The 18,114-nt window shown below is 70.3% G+C and carries 16 protein-coding genes and 1 tRNA gene; 11 read left to right on the forward strand and 6 right to left on the reverse strand.

Features of this window, described 5'->3' with window-relative positions:
* Window positions 1-67: 67 nt before the first annotated feature.
* The 5 genes from ectA to EIL87_RS10835 all read right to left on the reverse strand — a co-directional run bounded on the left by ectA (window position 68) and on the right by EIL87_RS10835 (window position 3,492).
* Window positions 68-547 carry a diaminobutyrate acetyltransferase gene (ectA, locus tag EIL87_RS10815; RefSeq protein ID WP_233576178.1) on the reverse strand — a complete coding sequence of 160 codons (480 nt, stop codon included), beginning with the start codon at window positions 545-547 and terminating at the stop codon, window positions 68-70.
* Window positions 548-984: 437 nt separating this feature from the next.
* The gene (locus tag EIL87_RS10820; protein WP_125090101.1) at window positions 985-1,719 is read right to left on the reverse strand and encodes a S1 family peptidase; all 735 of its coding nucleotides are present in this window, start codon (window positions 1,717-1,719) and stop codon (window positions 985-987) included.
* 182 nt (window positions 1,720-1,901) lie between these two features.
* Complete coding sequence (locus EIL87_RS10825) at window positions 1,902-2,423, reverse strand: DUF2127 domain-containing protein (protein WP_233576173.1); 522 nt, start codon at window positions 2,421-2,423, stop codon at window positions 1,902-1,904.
* A gap of 301 nt (window positions 2,424-2,724) precedes the next feature.
* Window positions 2,725-3,210 (reverse strand): GNAT family N-acetyltransferase, encoded by a 486-nt coding sequence (locus EIL87_RS10830; RefSeq protein WP_199740359.1) that lies wholly within the window; start codon window positions 3,208-3,210, stop codon window positions 2,725-2,727.
* A gap of 209 nt (window positions 3,211-3,419) precedes the next feature.
* Window positions 3,420-3,492 (reverse strand) — tRNA-Thr (locus EIL87_RS10835).
* A 200-nt stretch (window positions 3,493-3,692) separates the two neighbouring features.
* Between EIL87_RS10835 and EIL87_RS10840 the strand changes: the two genes are divergently transcribed.
* The 7 genes from EIL87_RS10840 to EIL87_RS10870 all read left to right on the forward strand — a co-directional run bounded on the left by EIL87_RS10840 (window position 3,693) and on the right by EIL87_RS10870 (window position 12,731).
* A complete protein-coding gene (locus EIL87_RS10840) occupies window positions 3,693-5,141 on the forward strand; it encodes a threonine/serine exporter family protein (protein WP_125090102.1) in 1,449 nt (482 codons plus the stop codon).
* A gap of 152 nt (window positions 5,142-5,293) precedes the next feature.
* The gene (locus tag EIL87_RS10845; RefSeq protein WP_199740360.1) at window positions 5,294-6,748 is read left to right on the forward strand and encodes an alpha,alpha-trehalose-phosphate synthase (UDP-forming); all 1,455 of its coding nucleotides are present in this window, start codon (window positions 5,294-5,296) and stop codon (window positions 6,746-6,748) included.
* A 131-nt stretch (window positions 6,749-6,879) separates the two neighbouring features.
* The gene (otsB, locus tag EIL87_RS10850) at window positions 6,880-9,423 is read left to right on the forward strand and encodes a trehalose-phosphatase (RefSeq protein ID WP_125090103.1); all 2,544 of its coding nucleotides are present in this window, start codon (window positions 6,880-6,882) and stop codon (window positions 9,421-9,423) included.
* Window positions 9,424-9,563: 140 nt separating this feature from the next.
* The gene (locus EIL87_RS10855) at window positions 9,564-10,175 is read left to right on the forward strand and encodes a DUF4178 domain-containing protein (protein WP_125090104.1); all 612 of its coding nucleotides are present in this window, start codon (window positions 9,564-9,566) and stop codon (window positions 10,173-10,175) included.
* 3 nt (window positions 10,176-10,178) lie between these two features.
* Window positions 10,179-10,616: a DUF4247 domain-containing protein gene (locus EIL87_RS10860; RefSeq protein WP_125090105.1), complete on the forward strand. Its 438-nt coding sequence runs from the start codon at window positions 10,179-10,181 to the stop codon at window positions 10,614-10,616.
* 92 nt (window positions 10,617-10,708) lie between these two features.
* Window positions 10,709-11,134, forward strand: a complete 426-nt coding sequence (locus EIL87_RS10865) for a DUF350 domain-containing protein (RefSeq protein ID WP_125090106.1) — start codon at window positions 10,709-10,711, stop codon at window positions 11,132-11,134.
* A 7-nt stretch (window positions 11,135-11,141) separates the two neighbouring features.
* Window positions 11,142-12,731, forward strand: a complete 1,590-nt coding sequence (locus EIL87_RS10870; protein WP_125090107.1) for a polyamine aminopropyltransferase — start codon at window positions 11,142-11,144, stop codon at window positions 12,729-12,731.
* 61 nt (window positions 12,732-12,792) lie between these two features.
* Here the strand turns inward: EIL87_RS10870 and EIL87_RS10875 are convergent, their stop codons facing one another.
* Entirely contained in the window at window positions 12,793-13,893 is a 1,101-nt protein-coding gene (locus EIL87_RS10875; RefSeq protein WP_125090108.1) for a LacI family DNA-binding transcriptional regulator, read from the reverse strand.
* A 187-nt stretch (window positions 13,894-14,080) separates the two neighbouring features.
* Between EIL87_RS10875 and EIL87_RS10880 the strand changes: the two genes are divergently transcribed.
* The 4 genes from EIL87_RS10880 (at window position 14,081) to EIL87_RS10895 (ending at window position 18,110) form a co-directional block, all read left to right on the forward strand.
* Window positions 14,081-15,169, forward strand: coding sequence for an ABC transporter ATP-binding protein (locus tag EIL87_RS10880; protein ID WP_125090109.1), 1,089 nt, complete (start codon window positions 14,081-14,083; stop codon window positions 15,167-15,169).
* A gap of 234 nt (window positions 15,170-15,403) precedes the next feature.
* Window positions 15,404-16,387: a metal ABC transporter solute-binding protein, Zn/Mn family gene (locus EIL87_RS10885; protein WP_125090110.1), complete on the forward strand. Its 984-nt coding sequence runs from the start codon at window positions 15,404-15,406 to the stop codon at window positions 16,385-16,387.
* Window positions 16,384-17,235, forward strand: a complete 852-nt coding sequence (locus EIL87_RS10890; protein WP_125090111.1) for a metal ABC transporter ATP-binding protein — start codon at window positions 16,384-16,386, stop codon at window positions 17,233-17,235. The genes EIL87_RS10885 and EIL87_RS10890 overlap by 4 nt, the downstream gene beginning before the upstream one ends.
* Before the next feature lie 44 nt (window positions 17,236-17,279).
* On the forward strand, window positions 17,280-18,110 hold the full coding sequence (locus tag EIL87_RS10895; protein WP_407690535.1) for a metal ABC transporter permease: 831 nt from the start codon (window positions 17,280-17,282) through the stop codon (window positions 18,108-18,110).
* The last annotated feature ends 4 nt before the right edge of the window (window positions 18,111-18,114 follow it).

Below are 18,114 nucleotides of genomic sequence, written 5' to 3' on the forward strand. Positions count from 1 at the left end.
TCCTCCGTTCCGCCGTGGCGCGACTGGCGCCCGGCGCTTCAGGACGAGCAAAGGTGGGGTGGCAGCCTCAGGCGGCGTCGAACGGCCCGATGCGGTACAGGTCTTCCCCGAGATGGGAGTCGGGGAACAGGTCAGCGGTGAACAATTCGCTGCTGTGAATCTCTGCTGCTCGGTCGCGCGCCAGTGCGCTGAAAAGCTTGATCGATGCGGTGTTGTCCGGTGTGATCGTCGTCTCCAGGAAGCGAACGCCCCGCGCCACCACGCGGTCCACCAGGTGGTTCAGCAGCTTGCCCGCCACGCCACCACCGCGCTGGGAGGCATCGACGGCGACCTGCCACACCACGAGGGTGTCCGGGGCGTCGGGCCGGATGAACCCGGTCACGAACCCCACGACCGCACCGTCGACACGCGCCACCGCGGAGGTCTGCGAGAAGTCCCTACACCACAGGAGATATGCGTAGGACGAGTTCACATCGAGCACTGCCGAATCGCGAGTGATCCGGTAGAGCTCAGGGCCGTCCGCGACGACCGGAGCGTCGATCTCCAACCGTCCGGCTGAACCGCTTCCGCCATTTCGATCTTCGTGTTTATGGCTCGGTTTATCGCCGGTCATGTTTTGCCAACTTAACAGAACATCCGTAACGCGTCAGGTTCTCAGGCCTTTCTTCCTGCATCTACCAGGCGATTCAGGATTTTACACGTGAGAAGCACTACAGAAACGTTGATTGGCCGTCAGAGCCGGTGCTAGCCCGCATCGCCGGGGATTTGCAGGACAATTTTCGGCTCGACCTGACCTGCGGAAACGTCGAACTTGTCGGGGGTTGATCGGTGTTCGACAGGAAATCTTCCGGTGTCGTGAATACTGCTCGGACCCGATCGAAAAGGCAAGCGAACGGGCGCACCTGTCGGGGTCGTCACTCCCCGGCGGGTGCGCCCGCTCGGTGTGGGGCCCGCGCCTGCGTCCGGGCCCCTCCGGGTGGTCGATCAGACGCCGGCCAGGCCGGAGATCCAGTCGCGGTACTCGGTGATGTTGACGTAGGCCGTCGAGGTCGCGCGGTCGCTGGTGGAGGCCACGCCGACCTGCACGTCACCCGCGAACATGGGGCCGCCGGAGTCGCCGCCAGCCGGGATGCCGTCGCCGCGCGAGGCGCACACGGCCTGGCCGCCGCGGTAGTCGGTGCACTCGCCGTTGACGGCGGTCACGTTGACGTCCGCCACCTTGAGGATGGGCGCCTGGCACTCGATCTCGGGCTTGTCGGTGCAGGTCGCGCCCCAGCCGTAGGTCTGGACCGTGTCGCCGACGTTGACCGCGCCGGGGTCGCCCAACGGCGCGTAGGAGGTCTGGACCGCGTGGTCGATCTTGACCAGCGCGATGTCGGCGGTGTCGTGGACGTGCACCTCACCGGGGATGGCGCTGGCGTGCTCGCCCTTGGTCTGGTCGACGTCACCGATGTTGAAGCTCAGGCCGTTGCCGTCGGCGGCGTCGGCCACGCAGTGCTCAGCGGTGAGGACCCACTCCGGCGCGATGATCGACGCGGTGCAGGTCTCCTGGTCGTCGACGAACAGCCGGGCCGCCCACGGCGCGCTGTCCACCTCACGGCCGTCGATGATGTACGGCTGGACGTCCTGCGGAGCGGTATCTGCCTGCGCGGGCACCGCCAGCAGGCCGCCTGCGATCACGGCACCGGCGAGTCCGGCGAGAGTGCGGACGAGCGACACGTGGGTCTCCTTCGGTTCGCGGATGGGCGAGGACCGAAATCGACCTTCACTCCACCGAGTGAAGCTGTCCATTGCTTGAGCACAACTCGCCATTCGGTGGGAAATGTGCGAGAGGGCGGTTCCCAGTACTTCCCAGCGGAATTCGGCGCACGCGGATCTCATCGCGCGCGGACTCCAGTGCGTCAGGTGGGTTCTCGGCGGATCTCGCGGTACTCCTTGACCACCAGCACGATGATCACGATGTCCATGATCGTCAGCAGCGGCAGCACCAGCGAGCCCGTCTGCACGCCGCGCAGCAGTTCGAAGACCACGAACAGGCCCAGCGCGGTGATGGCCACCGGGTACCAGCGGACCTCCCTCCGCAGCAGCGCGATGACCAGGCCGAGCTTGATCACGCCGTGGATCAGCAGGTAGCAGATCACGAAGGCGCGGGCGCCGCCGACGAAGTGCTGCACCGCCTCCTCGAAGTGCCCGGCGAGCGGACCGGCCGGCGGGCCGAGCAGGTCGCGGGTCACGATGCCGTGCGCGATCCGGGTGAGCGCTCGCGGTGGGAGGAAGATCAGCAGCACGCCGCCGAGCAACTGGCTCACGGCGTCCAGCCCCTTGAGCCACATGGCCACCCGGAACAACCGGTCGGTCAGCGTCACCTCGCCACGCACGGGACCCATCATGCGCCGCACGAGCACCAACCGCGTCTGGAACACCGTGGATCCTGTGCCGGAGTGCTCCCCGTGGCGATGTGGGTAGCGGGGACCCACGGAAGGGGGGTCGCGGCGGCTCAGCGCCTCCGTGCGCCGCTTCTGGTGCACGGTGCCACGCGGCGCGCGGTGTGCTCGCCACGACGCCGCTCAGAACCTGCGGCGGTGCGGGCTGAGTCCTGCACCTGGAGCAGCGTCTGCCGCGTGAGCAGCCTCGCCTCGAACGTGCGGTGATCCTGAGCCGAGTCCCACGCCGGGGCCGGGGGCTTCTAGGCCGGTCGGGTGAGAGCGCTGGGGTGCGGGCCGGTCAGAGGGTGCGGGTCATGAAGAGGCTGTGCGGGTCCTCCCGGTATTCGGCGAAGGGTTCGCAGTAGCTGAAGCCGTGTTTGAGGTAGAGCCGCCGGGCCGGTTCGAAGAAGTCGGAGGCGCCGGTTTCGAGGCTCAGACGGGTGTAGCCCATGAGTTTCGATTCGGCGATGATGTGGTTCAGGAGTTGCGACGCGATTCCGCGATTCTTGTGGGAGGGATCCGTCCGCATTGATTTGACCTCGGCGTGCTCAAGATCGATTTCCTTGATCGCGCCGCAGCCGAGCACGACGCCCCCCTCGCGCGCGGACCAGAACGTCACCCCAGGTCGTCGCAGGGATTTCAGCTCCAGCGCGTGGGTGCTCCCCGGTGGGGACACGGCGCGCATCTCGCTGATGTGGCCCTGCAGGAAAGCCTCGATCTCCGGACCTGTCAGATCGTCAACGACAATGCGCACAGCAACCCCACCAGAATTCACGATCGACATCGCACGGACGGTATAGGTCGGGGTAGTCCGGTGTCCAGCCACGCCTTCGCGCGCGATCTTCAGCGCAACGAAAGGACGAACATAATCGCATGTTGTCGGTCTGGCGTTACATTTTTGCTGGTCTCGGGACCAGAATTCACCCGGATGGCTGTGGCGGAACAGGCACAGGCGTACCTGGACGTTCAAAAGTCCTGGTCAGGTACGCTCGGAGCCGCTGAGGGGATTCGAACCCCTGACCATCCGCTTACAAGGCGGGCGCTCTACCGGCTGAGCTACAGCGGCGACGCACGAACGTGGCGTGCGCGAACATCGTAAGCGTCGCCGCGCTCGCCTGGGGAAGCGGCCGCGGCGTGCGCCCACGACCAGTGATGGAAGCCACAGATGCCGAGTGCAACGGTCCGCTCATGACAGGCGATGCCCGAGGGGAAGATCAGCCACGGCGGCGCCCCGTCCGCGGGGTGCGGCAGGAAGGAAAGACCGCGGTGGGAATCACGCAGCGCGCGCGTGGTGTGCTGCGGCGGCGCGACCCCGAGCAGACGATCGTCCCGGGTTCTCGCAACGTCGTCTACGGGCCTTCGCTTCCCGAGGAATCAACCGTCCACCTGGTCCTGGACCTCGGCCTGCGCATCGGTGAGGTGCAGATGGCCAGCGGCGCCGGTGCCTCCGACGTCACCGCGACCATCATCGGCGTGGTCAGCGCCTACGGTTTGCCGCACTGCGAGGTCGACGTGATCTACACGTCGATCACCGTCTCCTGCTACCGCGGCACCGAGCAGCCGCCGATCACCTCGCTGCGCGTGGTGCGCAACCGCTCCATCGACTACACCCGCCTCGCCGACGTCGAGAAGCTGCTGCGGCGGATCACCGGCGGCGAGATCAGCGCCAACGACGCCTACGCCGAGCTGGACCGGATCACCACCGCCCCGCACCCCTTCCCGCGCTGGGTCGCCACGCTCGCCTGGGCGGGCATGGCCGCCTCGCTGGCCGTGCTGCTCGGAGGCGGCGAGGACCCGTACCTGCCCATGGTGGCCGCAGGCACGACCGCGCTGGTCGACCGCATCGGGCGGCTGCTGAACCGGCGGGCCCTGCCGTTCTTCTTCCAGCAGGCGGTCGGCGGCGCGATCGCCACCAGCCTCGCGCTCGGCGCCTACGCGGCCGGGATGCTGCACGATCCGCCGCTGGCGATCGCCGCGAGCATCATCGTCCTGCTCTCCGGGATGACCGTCGTCGGTTCCATGCAGGACGCCATCACCGGCTACAACGTCACCGCGGCGGGGCGGATCGCCGAGCTGGCGATGATGACCGCCGGGCTGATCGCGGGCGTGGTGTTCGCGCTCTACATCGGACTGCGCATCGGCGGCGACAGCGTCGCCGGGCTCGACGCGCAATCGCTAGGGCGAGCGCAGGTGAGCACGCCCGCGCTGCTGCTGTCGGTTCAGATCCTCGCCGGTGCCTCCACCTCCGCGTGCTTCGCGCTCGCCAGTTACGCGCCACCGCGCCCGCTGCTGATCGCGGGCATCGGCGGTGGTCTGGCCGCCGGGGTGCACGCGACGCTGACCGTGCCCGGCGGCGTCGAGGTGAACCCGGTGCTGGCCGGGGCCGTGGCCACCACGGTCGTCGGTTTCGCGGGCGGCATCGTCGCCCGCCGTCTGCGGATCCCGGCGCTGGTCATCGCGGTCTCCGCGGTGGCTCCGCTGCTGCCGGGCCTGGCGACCTACCGAGGCCTGTTCGAACTGTCGGTGCTGAGCAGCCCGACCGGTGTGGCGACGCTGATGCTGGCGGTGGCCACCGGGCTCGCGCTCGGCGCGGGCGTGGTGCTCGGTGAGTACCTGGCGCAGCCGGTGCGCAGCCGGCTCGGCCGGCTGGAGCGCAGGATCTCCGGGCCGAGGTTGTCCGGGCCGTTGCGCCCCAGCAGACGTCGGCTGGACTGATCGCCGACCTGCGGCGACGGTGACCGCAGCGGGGCGCCGGGCCCCGTCCGGACCGCAACACGCAGGTGTGTTTGGTCCACTCGAAGCACGCGACGACGCGGTCGGTTGAGTAGCCTCGCAACAACACGTGGTACACGGCGGGAGGGTTTCCGGTGAGCAAGGGCGACGGGCCCATCAGGAGCAGCAACCGGGCGGACTTCGTCGTGGTCGCCAACCGGCTTCCGGTCGACCTGGAGAGGTTGGAGGACGGCACCGAGCGGTGGAAGCACAGCCCCGGTGGGCTGGTCTCCGCGCTGGAGCCGTTCTTGCGCGCCCGCCGCGGCGCGTGGGTCGGCTGGCCGGGCGTTGCCGACGTCGACGTCGATCCCTTCGACGACGAGGAGATGCAGCTCTACCCGGTCCGGTTGTCGGCGGACGAGTTCGCGGAGTACTACGAGGGCTTCTCCAACGCCACGCTGTGGCCGCTCTACCACGACGTGGTCGTGCCGCCGGTGTTCGACCGCTCCTGGTGGTACACGTACCAGCGCGTGAACCGCCGGTTCGCCGAGGCCGCCGCCGAGGTCAGCGCCGAGGGCGCGACCGTCTGGGTGCAGGACTACCAGCTGCAGCTGGTCCCGGCGATGCTGCGCGAGCTCCGGCCCGACCTGCGCATCGGCTTCTTCCTGCACATCCCGTTCCCGCCGGTCGAGCTGTTCATGCAGCTGCCGTGGCGGACCGAGATCGTGCGCGGTCTGCTCGGCGCGGACCTGGTCGGGTTCCACCGGCCCGGCGGCGCGCAGAACTTCCTCTGGCTGGCCCGCAGGCTCGCCGGGTTCGAACCCAGCCGCGGTCAGGTCGGCGTGCGCAACCGGCCCGGTGTCGTGCAGGTCGGCGACCGGACGGTGCGGGTCGGCGCGTTCCCGATCTCCATCGCCTCCACCGAGCTGGACCGGCTCGCGCGCAGCAAGGAGGTCCAGCAGCGGGTCAAGAAGCTGCGCGCGGACCTCGGCAACCCGCGCAAGATCATGCTCGGGGTGGACCGCCTGGACTACACCAAGGGCATCGACGTGCGGCTGCACGCCATGCACGAGCTGCTGTCCGAAGGCCACATCAAGGCCGAGGACGTCACGATGATCCAGGTCGCGACGCCGAGCCGGGAGCGCGTCGAGCACTACAAGCAGATGCGCGAGGACATCGAGCGCGAAGTGGGCCGGATCAACGGCCTGTTCGGACGGGTCGGTCACCCGGCCGTGCACTACCTGCACACCTCGGTGGACAAGAAGGACCTCGTCGCCTTGTACGCCGCGGCCGACGTCATGGTGGTCACGCCGGTGCGCGATGGGATGAACCTGGTGTGCAAGGAGTACGTCGCCTGCCGCCACGACCTGGGCGGTGCACTCGTGCTCAGCGAGTTCGCCGGGGCCGCCGCCGAGCTCACTAGTGCGTTCTTGGTGAATCCTCATAACCTTGATGGGGTGAAGGACGCGCTGCTCGCCGCCCTGGAGATCGACGAGGCGGAGGGTCGCCGTAGGATGCGCGCTCTGCGAAGGCAAGTGCTCACGCACGACGTCGACCGCTGGGCGCGGTCGTTCCTCGAGGCGTTGGGCGCTCCCTCCGTGGAGAGCTGACGGTCTCCGGTCCAGAACACGGATCGGGCGACGTCGGAGATACTGAGCAGAACCGGTCGCCAGCACACGGTCATCGCCGCGGCGAACCGGATCGATCCATCCAGACTTGACCCGCCCCTGAGGAGTTGGCGTTGACCGCCGAAGCCCTGCCTGCGGAGCTGCGCCGCGTGATCGTGCAGCTCGCGCGGACACCTCGACTTCTGGTCGCCTGCGACTACGACGGCACGCTCGCACCGATCGTGGCCGATCCGAGCCAGGCCAAACCTCTGCCCGAATCGGTGCACGCGCTGCGGTCGCTCGCAGCGCTGCCCGCCACCACCACGGCGGTGATCTCCGGCCGCGCGCTGCGCGACCTGGCGACCCTGTCCCGCCTGCCCGCCGAGGTCCACCTCGTCGGCAGCCACGGCTCGGAGTTCGACGTCGGCTTCGTGCACGGCCTCGAACCCGAAGCCACCCAGCTGCGCACCGAACTGCAGGTCGCCGTGCAGGACATCGTGCGCGGCAAGACGGGCGTGACGCTGGAGGCCAAGCCGGCCAGCGTCGCCGTGCACGTCCGCCGCGCCGAGCAGGAGGTGGCCGACGACGTCATTGACGCCGTCCGCACCGGACCGGCCACGTGGGACGGGGTGGAGGTCACCGAAGGCAAGGCCGTCATCGAGCTGGCCGTCGTGCAGACCGACAAGGGCAACGCGCTCGACGCGCTGCGCCACCAGGTCGGCGCCACCGCCGCGATCTTCCTCGGCGACGACGTCACCGACGAGAAGGCCTTCGCCCGGCTGCAGGGGCCTGACCTGGGCATCAAGGTGGGTGACGGGGAATCGCTGGCCGCGCACCGGATCAACAGCACCACCGACGTGGCCACCGTGCTGGCGTTCTTGATGGAGGAGCGGCGCACCTGGCTCTACGGCGAGCAGGCCCCGCCCATCGAGCGGCTGACCATGCTGTCCAACGAGCGCAACATCGCGCTGCTGACGCCGGACGCGCGGGTCACCTGGATGTGCCACCCCGGCCCGGACTCGGCGGCGGTGTTCGCCGACCTGCTCGGCGGTCCCGCGGCCGGTCACTTCAGCATCCGCCCGCACGCCGTGGGCAACAGCGGTCAGCGCAGCCCGCTGCCGCTGGGCCAGCGCTACGTGCCGAACACCATGACGGTGGAAACCCGCTGGTCGCGGCTCCTGGTGAGCGACTACCTCGCGCACGGCACCGACAGCCACCGCACCGACCTGGTGCGCGTCATCAGCGGCAGCACCACGGTCTCGGTGGAGTTCGCGCCACGTCCCGAGTTCGGGCAGGTGCCGGTGCGGATCACCCCGGAGGCCGGGGGTCTGCGCGTGCAGGGCACCTCCGAACCGATGGTGCTCTACTCGCCCGGCGTGAACTGGGAGATCACCTCCGACGGCATGCACCAGTCGGCGAAGGCCGTCATCGAGCTCACCGAAGGTGAGCCGGTGGTGCTGGAGATGCGCGGCGGCACCGAAGACCTCACGCCCACCGACGAGGGCGCTCGCCGGGCCGAGGCCGAGGCGTACTGGTCGGACTGGATGGAGAAGCTGTCGCTGCCGGAGGTCGAGCGCGACCTGGTGGCCCGTTCGGCGCTGACGCTGCGCGGCCTCATCTACTCCGACACCGGAGCGATCATGGCCGCCGCCACCACCTCCTTGCCCGAGGAGATCGGCGGCGTCCGCAACTGGGACTACCGCTACTGCTGGCTGCGGGACGGCGCGATGACCGCCCAAGCGCTCGTCACGCTGGGTTCGAACGCCGAAGCGGAAGCGTTCCTGGACTGGCTGCACCGGGTGCTGGAGACCGTTCCCGGTCCGGAGCGGTTGCACCCGCTGTACTCGCTGCAGGGAGCGGGCCTGGGCCCGGAGGCGGTCATCGACAGCCTGCCGGGTTACGCCGGTTCGCGTCCGGTGCGCGTCGGCAACCTCGCCGACCAGCAGGTCCAGCTCGACGTGTTCGGTCCGGTCGTGGAGCTCATCGCACACCTCGCGCAGGCCACCGGCACGGTCCGGGACAACGACTGGGAACTGGTCACGGCGATGGCCGACGCGGTCAGCAAGCGCTGGTTCGAGCCCGACCACGGCATCTGGGAGGAGCGCGACGCGCCGCGGCACCACGTCTACTCCAAGGTGATGTGCTGGGTGACCTTGGACCGCGCCATCAAGATCGCCGAGGCCTACGGCCGCGACGTCGAGGACGGCTGGCTCTCGCTGCGCGACCAGATCGCCGAGGACGTGGTGAAGAACGGCTGGCACCCCGACGTGCAGGCCTTCACCACCGCCTACGAGGGGTCCGACCTGGACGCGGCGTCGCTCTACGTCGGACTGTCGGGTCTGATCGACCCGGCCGACGAGCGGTTCCGCGCCACGGTCACCGCCATCGAGGCGGAGCTGCGCAGCGGCTCGACCGTCTACCGCTACCGGCGTGACGACGGCCTGCCCGGTGACGAGGGTGGTTTCCACCTGTGCGCGGCGTGGCTGATCGAGGCGTACCTGCTCACCGGTCGCCGCACCGAGGCGGAGGAGCTGTTCCAGCAGATCGTGGACACCGCGGGCCCGACCGGCCTGCTGTCCGAGGAGTACGACCCGATCGCGGAGCGCTCGCTGGGCAACCACCCGCAGGCGTACTCGCACCTGGGTCTCATCCGCTGCGCCCAGCTGCTGTCCGCCTGATCCACCTCCGGACGAGGGCCGCCCACCACCCGGTGGGCGGCCCTCTACGCTTTCTGTTGGTCACGTTTCGGAGTTTTTGGGCCACTCGGGTGATCTGCTGCGGTTAGCCTCAGCGCGACATCACGTGGAGAGGGGGCGCGATGACGGCGTTGCTGGTCGTGCTGGTGCTGCTGCTGATCGCGGTCGCGGTCGTCGCCGTGGTGCTCGGGATGCGGGCACGGGGCGCGGAGCGGCAGGGGGAGTCGGGCGCTGCAGCGCCGCAGGACCCCTTCGGGACGGGTGACCAGGACTCGCTGCGCGGCGATCCTCGCGGGCTCAAGGCCGGGGACATCGTGGAGATCCGCTCGACGACCTACACCGTGCGCGGGAGCCTGCGCCTCGACGAGGGCGGCTGGAGCTGGTCGGAGCACCTGCTCGACGACTCCAAGGGCGCCCAGGTGTGGCTGGGGGTCGAGGAGGACCCGGACCTGGTCCTGACGATGTGGACTCCGGTGACCGGCGTCGGGGCCCCGGGCGCCCCGACCCTCGAGCACGAGGGCCGCACCTACCGCTCGGGTGAGTCGGGTTCGGCGAGCTTCCGGAGCGAGGCGACCACGGGCCTGGATGCCGAGGGCACCGTGCGCTACCACGACTACGAGTCCTCCGACGGCGCGCTGCTGGGCTTCGAGTCCTACGGCGGCGCCGCGTGGGAGGCCACCGCGGGCGAGAAGCTCGGCCGCTACGACGTGTTCATCTACCCGACGGCGGATTGATCGATGAAATCCAGGTACTGGTTCGTCATCGCGGGCGCGGCCGTGGTGATCGCCCTGATCGTGGGACTGGTGATGATCTTCGCCGGTGGCGGCGGGCCGCGCGGCTACGTCCAGCAGAACTACACCCGCGCCGCGCACCTCGACATCGCCGGCGACGACGACAACGAGGCCTACACCAGCCCGAAGCCGCCGCGGACCGTCGCCGCCGAGATCACCGCCAAGTGGCGGCCGCAGGCCCAGACCACCGACTCCTCGGGCGTCTACCTGCGCTACTCCGACGACGCGGTGATCATCCAGCCGCAGCGGACCGGATCGGTCATCCACGTGATGGACGCCGACCGCGCCTACCGCCGCTACCACAGCCACGTCGCGCACGTGTGGGGCTGGAGCTCCACGCGCGGCGAGACCTTCCGGGGCGGCGGGCCGGGAGTCGGCAAGTGACGCGCGGTCCCGCCACAGCACCTCGACCTCCGCGCGCGGCTCCGGCCGGGCCGCCGCGCTGACGCACTCACGACACGGAAGGGCACACCACCTTGCTCAACGAACTGCTCGCCGGCCTGTTCGCCGCGGTCGCCTACGGGGTGATCGGCGTGGCGATGATGGCCCTCGGCTACGTGCTCGTCGACCTCGCCACGCCCGGCAAGCTGCGCGACCTGATCTGGGTCAGCCGCAACCCGAACGCCGCGCTGCTGCTGGTCTCCGGGCTGCTCGGCGTCGGCATCATCCTCACCACCGCGATCATGGCGAGCTCCAACGACCTGCTGCTCGGCCTGGTCGGCACGCTCGCCTACGGGCTGCTCGGGCTGGTCCTGATGAGCCTGTCGTTCCTGCTCGTCGACACCATCACGCCCGGCAAGCTCGGCGACGAGCTGTCCTCGCCGGACATGCACCCGGCGACCTGGGTGTCGGCGTCCGCGCACCTGGTGATCGCGGTCCTGATCGCCGCCGCGATCTACTGATGCTCCGGTGACGACGACCGAAACCGCCCCGGCGCAGGAGGGTTCGCCTCCGGCGCGGCGCCACCGCACGGCGCGGTTCGCGGTGCTGGTGGCGGTGTTCGTCTGCGCCGCCTGCGGACTGGTCTACGAGCTCGCGCTGGTCGCGCTCGGCAGCTACCTGATCGGCGACACCATCGGGCAGGCCTCGATCGTGCTGTCGCTGATGGTGTTCGCGATGGGCGTCGGGGCGCTGGCCGCGAAACCCCTGCAGCCGTGGGCGGCGGCGTCTTTCGCCGGGATCGAGCTGGTGCTGGCGCTGCTCGGCGGGCTCAGCGTGCTCGGGCTCTACGCGGCGTTCGCGTGGCTCAGCCTGTACCTGCCCGCGCTGATCGCGACCGCGCTCGTGCTGGGCCTGCTCATCGGCGCCGAGATCCCGCTGCTGATGGTGCTGCTGCAGCGCATCCGCAGCCAGGACGCGGGCTCGGCGGTGGCCGACCTGTTCGCCGCCGACTACGTGGGTGGCCTGGTCGGCGGCCTGGCCTTCCCGTTCCTGCTGCTGCCGCTGTTCGGGCAGGTGCAGGGGGCGCTGCTGGTCGGGATGCTCAACGCCGCCGCCGGGTTGGGCTTGGTGCTCACGGTGTTCCGCCGCGAGCTGTCCAAGCGGGCCCGGTTGCTGCTGATCGGCGCGTCGACGCTGGTCGCGGGGCTGTTGCTGGCCGCCTACGCCTACGCCGACGACTTCGAGGTCACCGCCCGTCAGGCGTTGTACTCCGCACCCGTGGTGCACGCCGAGCGCACGCCCTACCAGGACGTGGTGCTCACCGAGTCGGTGTCGCTGAGCGGGGTGCGGGACACGCGGCTGTTCCTCAACGGGGACCTGCAGTTCAGCTCGATCGACGAGTACCGGTACCACGAGGCGCTGGTGCACCCGGCGATGAGCGGGCCGCGCGGGCGGGTGCTGGTGCTCGGCGGCGGCGACGGCCTGGCGCTGCGGGAGGTCCTGCGCTACCCGGACGTTCACGAGGTGACGCTGGTCGACCTCGACCCGGCGGTGCTGGCGCTGGCCCGCGACGACGAGCGCGTCTCGTCGCTGAACCACGACGCGTTGCGGGACCCGAGGGTGCGCGCGATCCCGGCCGACGCGTTCAGCTGGCTGCGGGAGAACCGCGACCGCTACGACGTGGTGTTCGTCGACATGCCCGACGCCGACTCCACCGCGACCGCGAAGCTGTACTCCGCCGAGTTCTACGGCCTGGTCCACCAGGCCATGACCGACCGGGCGCGGATGGTGGTGCAGGCCGGGTCGCCGTACTTCGCGCCGAAGGCCTACTGGTGCGTCGAGGCGACGCTGCGCTCGCTGGGCCTGGCCACCACGCCCTACGAGGTCTCCGTCCCGGCCTTCGGCGAGTGGGGGTTCCACCTGGTCACCGGAGGATCGACGCCCCCGGAACCCCGGCTGCCCGCCGACGCCCCACCGCTGCGCTCCTTGGACGCGGCCACGCTCCGGGCGGCCCAGACGTTCCCGCCGGACCGCGGCCGCCTCCCGGACCTGCAGCCCTCGACCCTGGTGCACCCGACGATCCTCGACTACGCCCAGGGCGAGTGGACCAACTACTGACCCGGCGCGAGCGCGGTGGCGATCGGGAACCTGATCTCCACCGCGCTCGGGTCACACCGCGTCACGGGCCGAACCAGAACTCCTCGCCGGAGCGCGGCGGTCCCGACGTGGAACCGGCGATGAGCTGGGTCTCGAGCTGGATGTGGCGCGGACGGCTCGGCTCGCTGGTCTCCAGCAGCAGCCGACCTGCTGCGCGGCCCTTCTCCAGCCACGGCTGGCGGACCGTGGTGAGGCCGGCGCGTTCGGCGTCCGGGATGCCGTCGAAGCCGGTGATCGTGAGGTCTTCCGGCACGCGCAGCCCGCGGTTGCGGGCCTCGCGAAGCGCACCCAGCGCCAGGATGTCCGAGGTGCACACCAGCGCGGTGATCTCCGGGTCGATCTCCAGCGCCTGCGCTGCGGCGGAGGCGCCGGACTCCAGGGTGTGGTCGAAGCGCTCGACGACGGGCACCGTCGTCCAGTCGACCCCGGCCTCGCTGAACTCCTCGGCGAGCGCGGTCAAGCGGGCCTTCTGCACGTGGAAGCTGGCGTTGGCCTGGCGCTGCACGCTGGCGGGACCGTCGTTGCGGCCGCGCGCCAGGCGCATGCACAGCACGCCGATGCGCCGGTGGCCGAGCCCGATCAGGTGATCGGCGACGGTCTTGATGGCCCTGCGGTCGTCCGGGCCGACCCAGTCCAGGTTGTCCAGTCGCGGCTGGTCGCAGACCACCACGGGCACGGGGCGTTCCAGCACGGCCGCCAGGTGCGGGTCGTCCTCGGGCACGGAGTACACGACGAAGCCGTCGACACCGGCGCGGTGCACGGCCGCGACGTCCTCGCGCTCCGGGCTGGCCGGTATGAGGGTGAGGCCCTGTCCGGCGTCCTCGCAGGCCAGCGCGAGTCCTTCGAGGAAGCCGACGGCACCCGGGTCGCGGAAGGCGTAGGAGAGGTTCTCGGTGAGCAACAGGCCGACCGCGCCCGCTTTGCGGGTCCGCAGCGAGCGTGCGACCGGGTCGGGTCCCGGGTAGCCGAGCCGCCGCGCTGTCTCCAGGACGCGCTTGCGCAGCTCAGGGGACAGCTGGTCCGGACGGTTGTAGGCGTTCGACACCGTCGTCCGGGAAACCCCGAGTTCCGCAGCGAGCGACGCAAGAGTCGCAGGCCGCCGGGCATTCGTTGACCGCGCCATGGAGGAACCGTAACGGTTCAGAACCCGAGGGTGAAGCGAGCATGACTTACGTCCCACTGATGTTCGAACCGCGAACACGGAGCGACGCGGGGTGATCACTCTCCGAGGTTTGAACGTTCAGAGGGGTGACGCCACGCCGTCAACAGGTTACTTTCTCCTGGACCGATTGTAGTGAAGGGTGTCACTTATGGCTGAGGTCGCGTACGTCAACGCCTCCCGGGTCTACCCGGGCAGTCCGCCGGTGAAGGCGGTTGACCAGCTGGAGCTGGACGTCGCCGACGGCGAGTTCTTGGTCCTGGTGGGGCCGTCGGGCTCCGGGAAGTCCACGGCGCTGCGGATGCTCGCCGGGCTCGAGGACGTCGACGAAGGCGGCATTTCCATCGGTGGCAACGATGTCACCAACACTGCGCCGAAGGCGCGCGACATCGCGATGGTGTTCCAGTCCTACGCGCTGTACCCGCACATGACGGTCGCCGAGAACATGGGCTTCGCGCTGAAGCTGCGCAAGACGCCCAAGTCGGTCATCAACGAGAAGGTGACCGAGGCCGCGCGGATGCTCGACCTCGAGAAGTACCTCGACCGCAAGCCCAAGGCGCTCTCCGGTGGTCAGCGCCAGCGGGTCGCCATGGGGCGTGCGATCGTCCGCGAACCCAGCGTGTTCCTGATGGACGAGCCGCTGTCCAACTTGGATGCGAAGCTGCGCGTGGAGACCCGCGCCAACATCGCCGCGCTGCAGAAGCGCCTGGGCACCACGACCATCTACGTCACCCACGACCAGGTCGAGGCGATGACGATGGGCCACCGCGTGGCGGTGCTCAAGGACGGTCTGCTGCAGCAGGTGGCCACTCCGCGCGAGCTCTACGAGAACCCGGCCAACGCCTTCGTCGCCGGCTTCATCGGCTCGCCCGCGATGAACCTCAAGACGGTGCCGCTGAGCAGCGACGGTGCGGTGCTCGACGGCACCACGGTCCCGCTGTCCCGCGACGTGCTGTCCGCGGCCGGCGATCTTGAGGAGGTCACCTTCGGCGTCCGTCCGGAGGCCCTGGAGCTCACCTCGGGCGACGGCATGGACATGACCGTCGAGCTGGTCGAGGAGCTGGGTGCGGACGCGCTGATCCACGGCTCGATCACGGTCGGCGGCTCCTCGGAGCGCTTCGTCGTCCGCGCCGACGGGCGCACGCCTCCGGCGCTCGGCCAGAAGGTGAAGGTCGCCCTCCGCGACGCGGGTGACGTCCACCTGTTCCACCCCGGAACGGGTGCCCGCCTGGCTGCCTGATCTCGACTCGACCGCCGCCGCCCCCTGCGGGCGGTGATCGCGTCAACGCCCTCGTCCGGTTCCCGGGCGGGGGCGTTGTTGCTGCGTGCGAGGCACCTCGACGGCGGAAGTACGCCAGGGGCTGGAGCGTTCCGGTGGAGGGTGCTTAGACTGAAGATGACAACGGTTCCCGTTACCGTTCGCATCTGGGGTCGCCCGGCAGCGCCCTCACTTGATCACCCGGGAGTGCCATCCATGACCGTCCGCAGCCGCACCGCTGTGACCGCCTTAGCCGGACTGACCGTGGGCGCCGTGGCGCTGAGCGGCTGCTCCTCGGGTCAGCCCGCCGCGCCGGGGCCTGATGACAAGGTCCACGTCGTGGCCTCCACGAGCGTGTGGGGCAGCGTCGCGCAGGCCGTCGGAGGCGACGGCGTCGAGGTCCAACCGATCATCAGCCAGGCCGGGGCCGACCCGCACTCCTACGAGAGCAGCCCGCAGGACGCCGCGAAGATCAGCGACGCGCACCTGGTGGTGGTCAACGGGGGCGGCTACGACGAGTTCATGAACCAGGTGCTCGGCCAGACCGGCACGCCGACCGTGCGATCGGTCGACGCCCAGCACCAGCACGCCGGCGCTTCCCCGCAGGGCGGGGAGCACGCCGGGGGAGCGCACGCCGCGGAGCCGCAGGCGCAGGGCGAGCACGCCGGGCACGACCACTCGGTCAACGAGCACGTCTGGTACGACCTGCAGGTGGTGCGCGAGGTCGCCCACGAGGTCGCCGCCGAGCTCGGCAGGATCCAGCCCGCCAAGGCCGAGCAGTTCGAGGCCAACGCCGCTGCGTTCGAGCAGCAGGTCGCCGGGCTGGAAGGTCGCGTCGGCGAGATCGCCGCAGCGCACCGGGGGGCGCCGGTGATCGTCACCGAGCCGGTCGCGCACTACGTGATCGAGGCCGCCGGTCTCCGGGACGTGACCCCGCCGTCGTTCGTCAACGCCATCGAGGCCGAGACCGACCCGTCTGCCGCCGCCGTGGCCGACGTCCAGAACGCGGTCAACGCCCGCCAGGCCGCCGCCGTGGTCTACAACCCGCAAACCGAATCGCCGGTGACCCGCAACGTGCGCACCGCCGCCGAAGCCCAGCGCATCCCGGTCGTCGAGCTGACCGAGACGCTGCCGCCGGGCACGAACTACGTGCAGTGGATGGACGCCCAGATCACCGCTCTGCAAGGGGCCCTCGGATGACGCCGGAACAACTCGCGGACACCGCACCCGCCGTCGAGGCCGGTACCGGGTCGCCGGCCGTGTCGCTGCGCGACGCGACGCTGGCCTACGGCGAGCGGACCCTGTGGTCCGGGCTGGACCTCGACGTCGCTCCCGGCGAGTTCGTGGCCGTGCTCGGCCCGAACGGCTCGGGCAAGACCAGCCTGCTGCGCGTGCTGCTCGGGTTGCAGGAGCTCAACGCTGGCTCCGTCCACATCGGAGGGGGCCCGGCGCGGCGCGGCAGCGACCGGATCGGCTACATCCCGCAGCAGCGGGCGCTGGACGCCAACGTCACGGTGCGCGGCCGCGACCTCGTCGGCCTCGGCCTCGACGGGCACCGCTGGGGCCTGGGTTTCAGCGGTCGCCGGGAGCGCAAGCGCCGGGTCGCCGACGCGCTGCGCGCGGTCGAGGCGACCGAGTACGCGGCGATGCCCGTCGGGTTGCTCTCCGGTGGTGAGCAGCAACGCCTGCGGGTGGCGCAGGCGCTGGTCGGCGACCCGTCGGTGCTGCTGTGCGACGAACCGCTGCTGTCGCTGGACCTCGCGCACCAGCGCAAGGTCTCCCGGCTGATCGCTGAGCAGGCCCGCCGGAGCGGCGCGGGCGTGCTGTTCGTGACGCACGAGATCAACCCGGTGCTGCCGCTGGTCGACCGGGTGCTCTACCTCGTCGACGGCCGGTTCCGGATCGGCACGCCGGACGAGGTGATGAACTCCGGGACCCTCTCGGAGCTCTACCGGACCGACATCGAGGTCGCCCGCGTCGGCGGACGGCTGGTCGTGGCCGGAGCCGAGGACGACGACCACCACGTGCTGGGGGCGGGAGAAGCGTGAGCGACGTCGGTGAGTCGTTGAGCAGGGTGTTCGACTTCGACACCATGATCAGCCTGCTCGGTTACCCGTTCGTGCAGCAGGCGTTGCTGGCGGCGGCCGCGCTCGGCCTCGTGTCCGGGTGCTTGGCGCCGCTGGTGGTCGCCCGCAAGATGTCCTTCGCCGTGCACGGCACGGCCGAGCTCGCCTTCACCGGCGCCGCCGCGGCGCTGCTGGTCGGCGCGAGCGTGGGAGTCGGTGCGCTGGCCGGTGCTGTGGTGGCCGCGCTGCTGCTCGGCCTGCTGGGGCAGAAGAACACCGAGCGCGACTCGGTGATCGGCGCGATCCTCTCGTTCGGCCTGGGCGTGGGCGTGTTCCTGCTGTGGCTGAACCCGGAGCGCACCGCGAACAAGTTCAGCCTGCTCGTCGGGCAGATCGTCGGGGTCGACTCCTCCGACGTGCTGCTGCTCAGCGGCTGCGCCGTGGTCGTGCTGCTGGTGCTGGCCGTCGTCTACCGGCCGCTGCTGTTCGCCAGCGTCGACCCCGACGTCGCCACCGCGCGCGGCGTGCCGACCCGCGTGCTGACCCCGCTGTTCGCGGTGCTGGTCGGCGTGGCGACGGCGCTGGGCGTCTACACCGTGGGTGCGCTGCTGGTCCTGGCGCTGATGGTGACGCCGGGCGCGGCCGCCGCGCGGGTGACGGCGAGCCCGGTCCGCGCGACCGTGCTGGCCGTCGTGTTCGCCGAAGTCGCGGTGCTGGGCGGGATCCTGCTGTCGCTGGCCCCAGGTGCCCCGGTGAGCGCCTTCGTCACCGTCATCTCGTTCGTGATCTACCTGGCGTGCCGCGCCATCGGGAGCCGCCGGCTCGCGCACGCGTCGCGCGCGCCGGTCCCGGCCTGAACCG

It is taken from the genome of Saccharopolyspora rhizosphaerae (genome assembly GCF_003931915.1).
Classification (GTDB): domain Bacteria; phylum Actinomycetota; class Actinomycetes; order Mycobacteriales; family Pseudonocardiaceae; genus Saccharopolyspora; species Saccharopolyspora rhizosphaerae.

Excerpts from the sequence above, each read along its gene's own strand:
- EIL87_RS10885 (WP_125090110.1), top strand. The coding sequence starts at position 15,404 with ATGACCGTCCGCAGCCGCACCGCTGTGACCGCCTTAGCCGGACTGACC.
- EIL87_RS10860 (WP_125090105.1), top strand. The coding sequence starts at position 10,179 with ATGAAATCCAGGTACTGGTTCGTCATCGCGGGCGCGGCCGTGGTGATC.
- EIL87_RS10855 (WP_125090104.1), top strand. The coding sequence starts at position 9,564 with ATGACGGCGTTGCTGGTCGTGCTGGTGCTGCTGCTGATCGCGGTCGCG.
- EIL87_RS10880 (WP_125090109.1), top strand. The coding sequence starts at position 14,081 with ATGGCTGAGGTCGCGTACGTCAACGCCTCCCGGGTCTACCCGGGCAGT.
- EIL87_RS10890 (WP_125090111.1), top strand. The coding sequence starts at position 16,384 with ATGACGCCGGAACAACTCGCGGACACCGCACCCGCCGTCGAGGCCGGT.
- EIL87_RS10875 (WP_125090108.1), bottom strand. The coding sequence starts at position 13,893 with ATGGCGCGGTCAACGAATGCCCGGCGGCCTGCGACTCTTGCGTCGCTC.
- EIL87_RS10895 (WP_407690535.1), top strand. The coding sequence starts at position 17,280 with ATGATCAGCCTGCTCGGTTACCCGTTCGTGCAGCAGGCGTTGCTGGCG.
- EIL87_RS10830 (WP_199740359.1), bottom strand. The coding sequence starts at position 3,210 with ATGTCGATCGTGAATTCTGGTGGGGTTGCTGTGCGCATTGTCGTTGAC.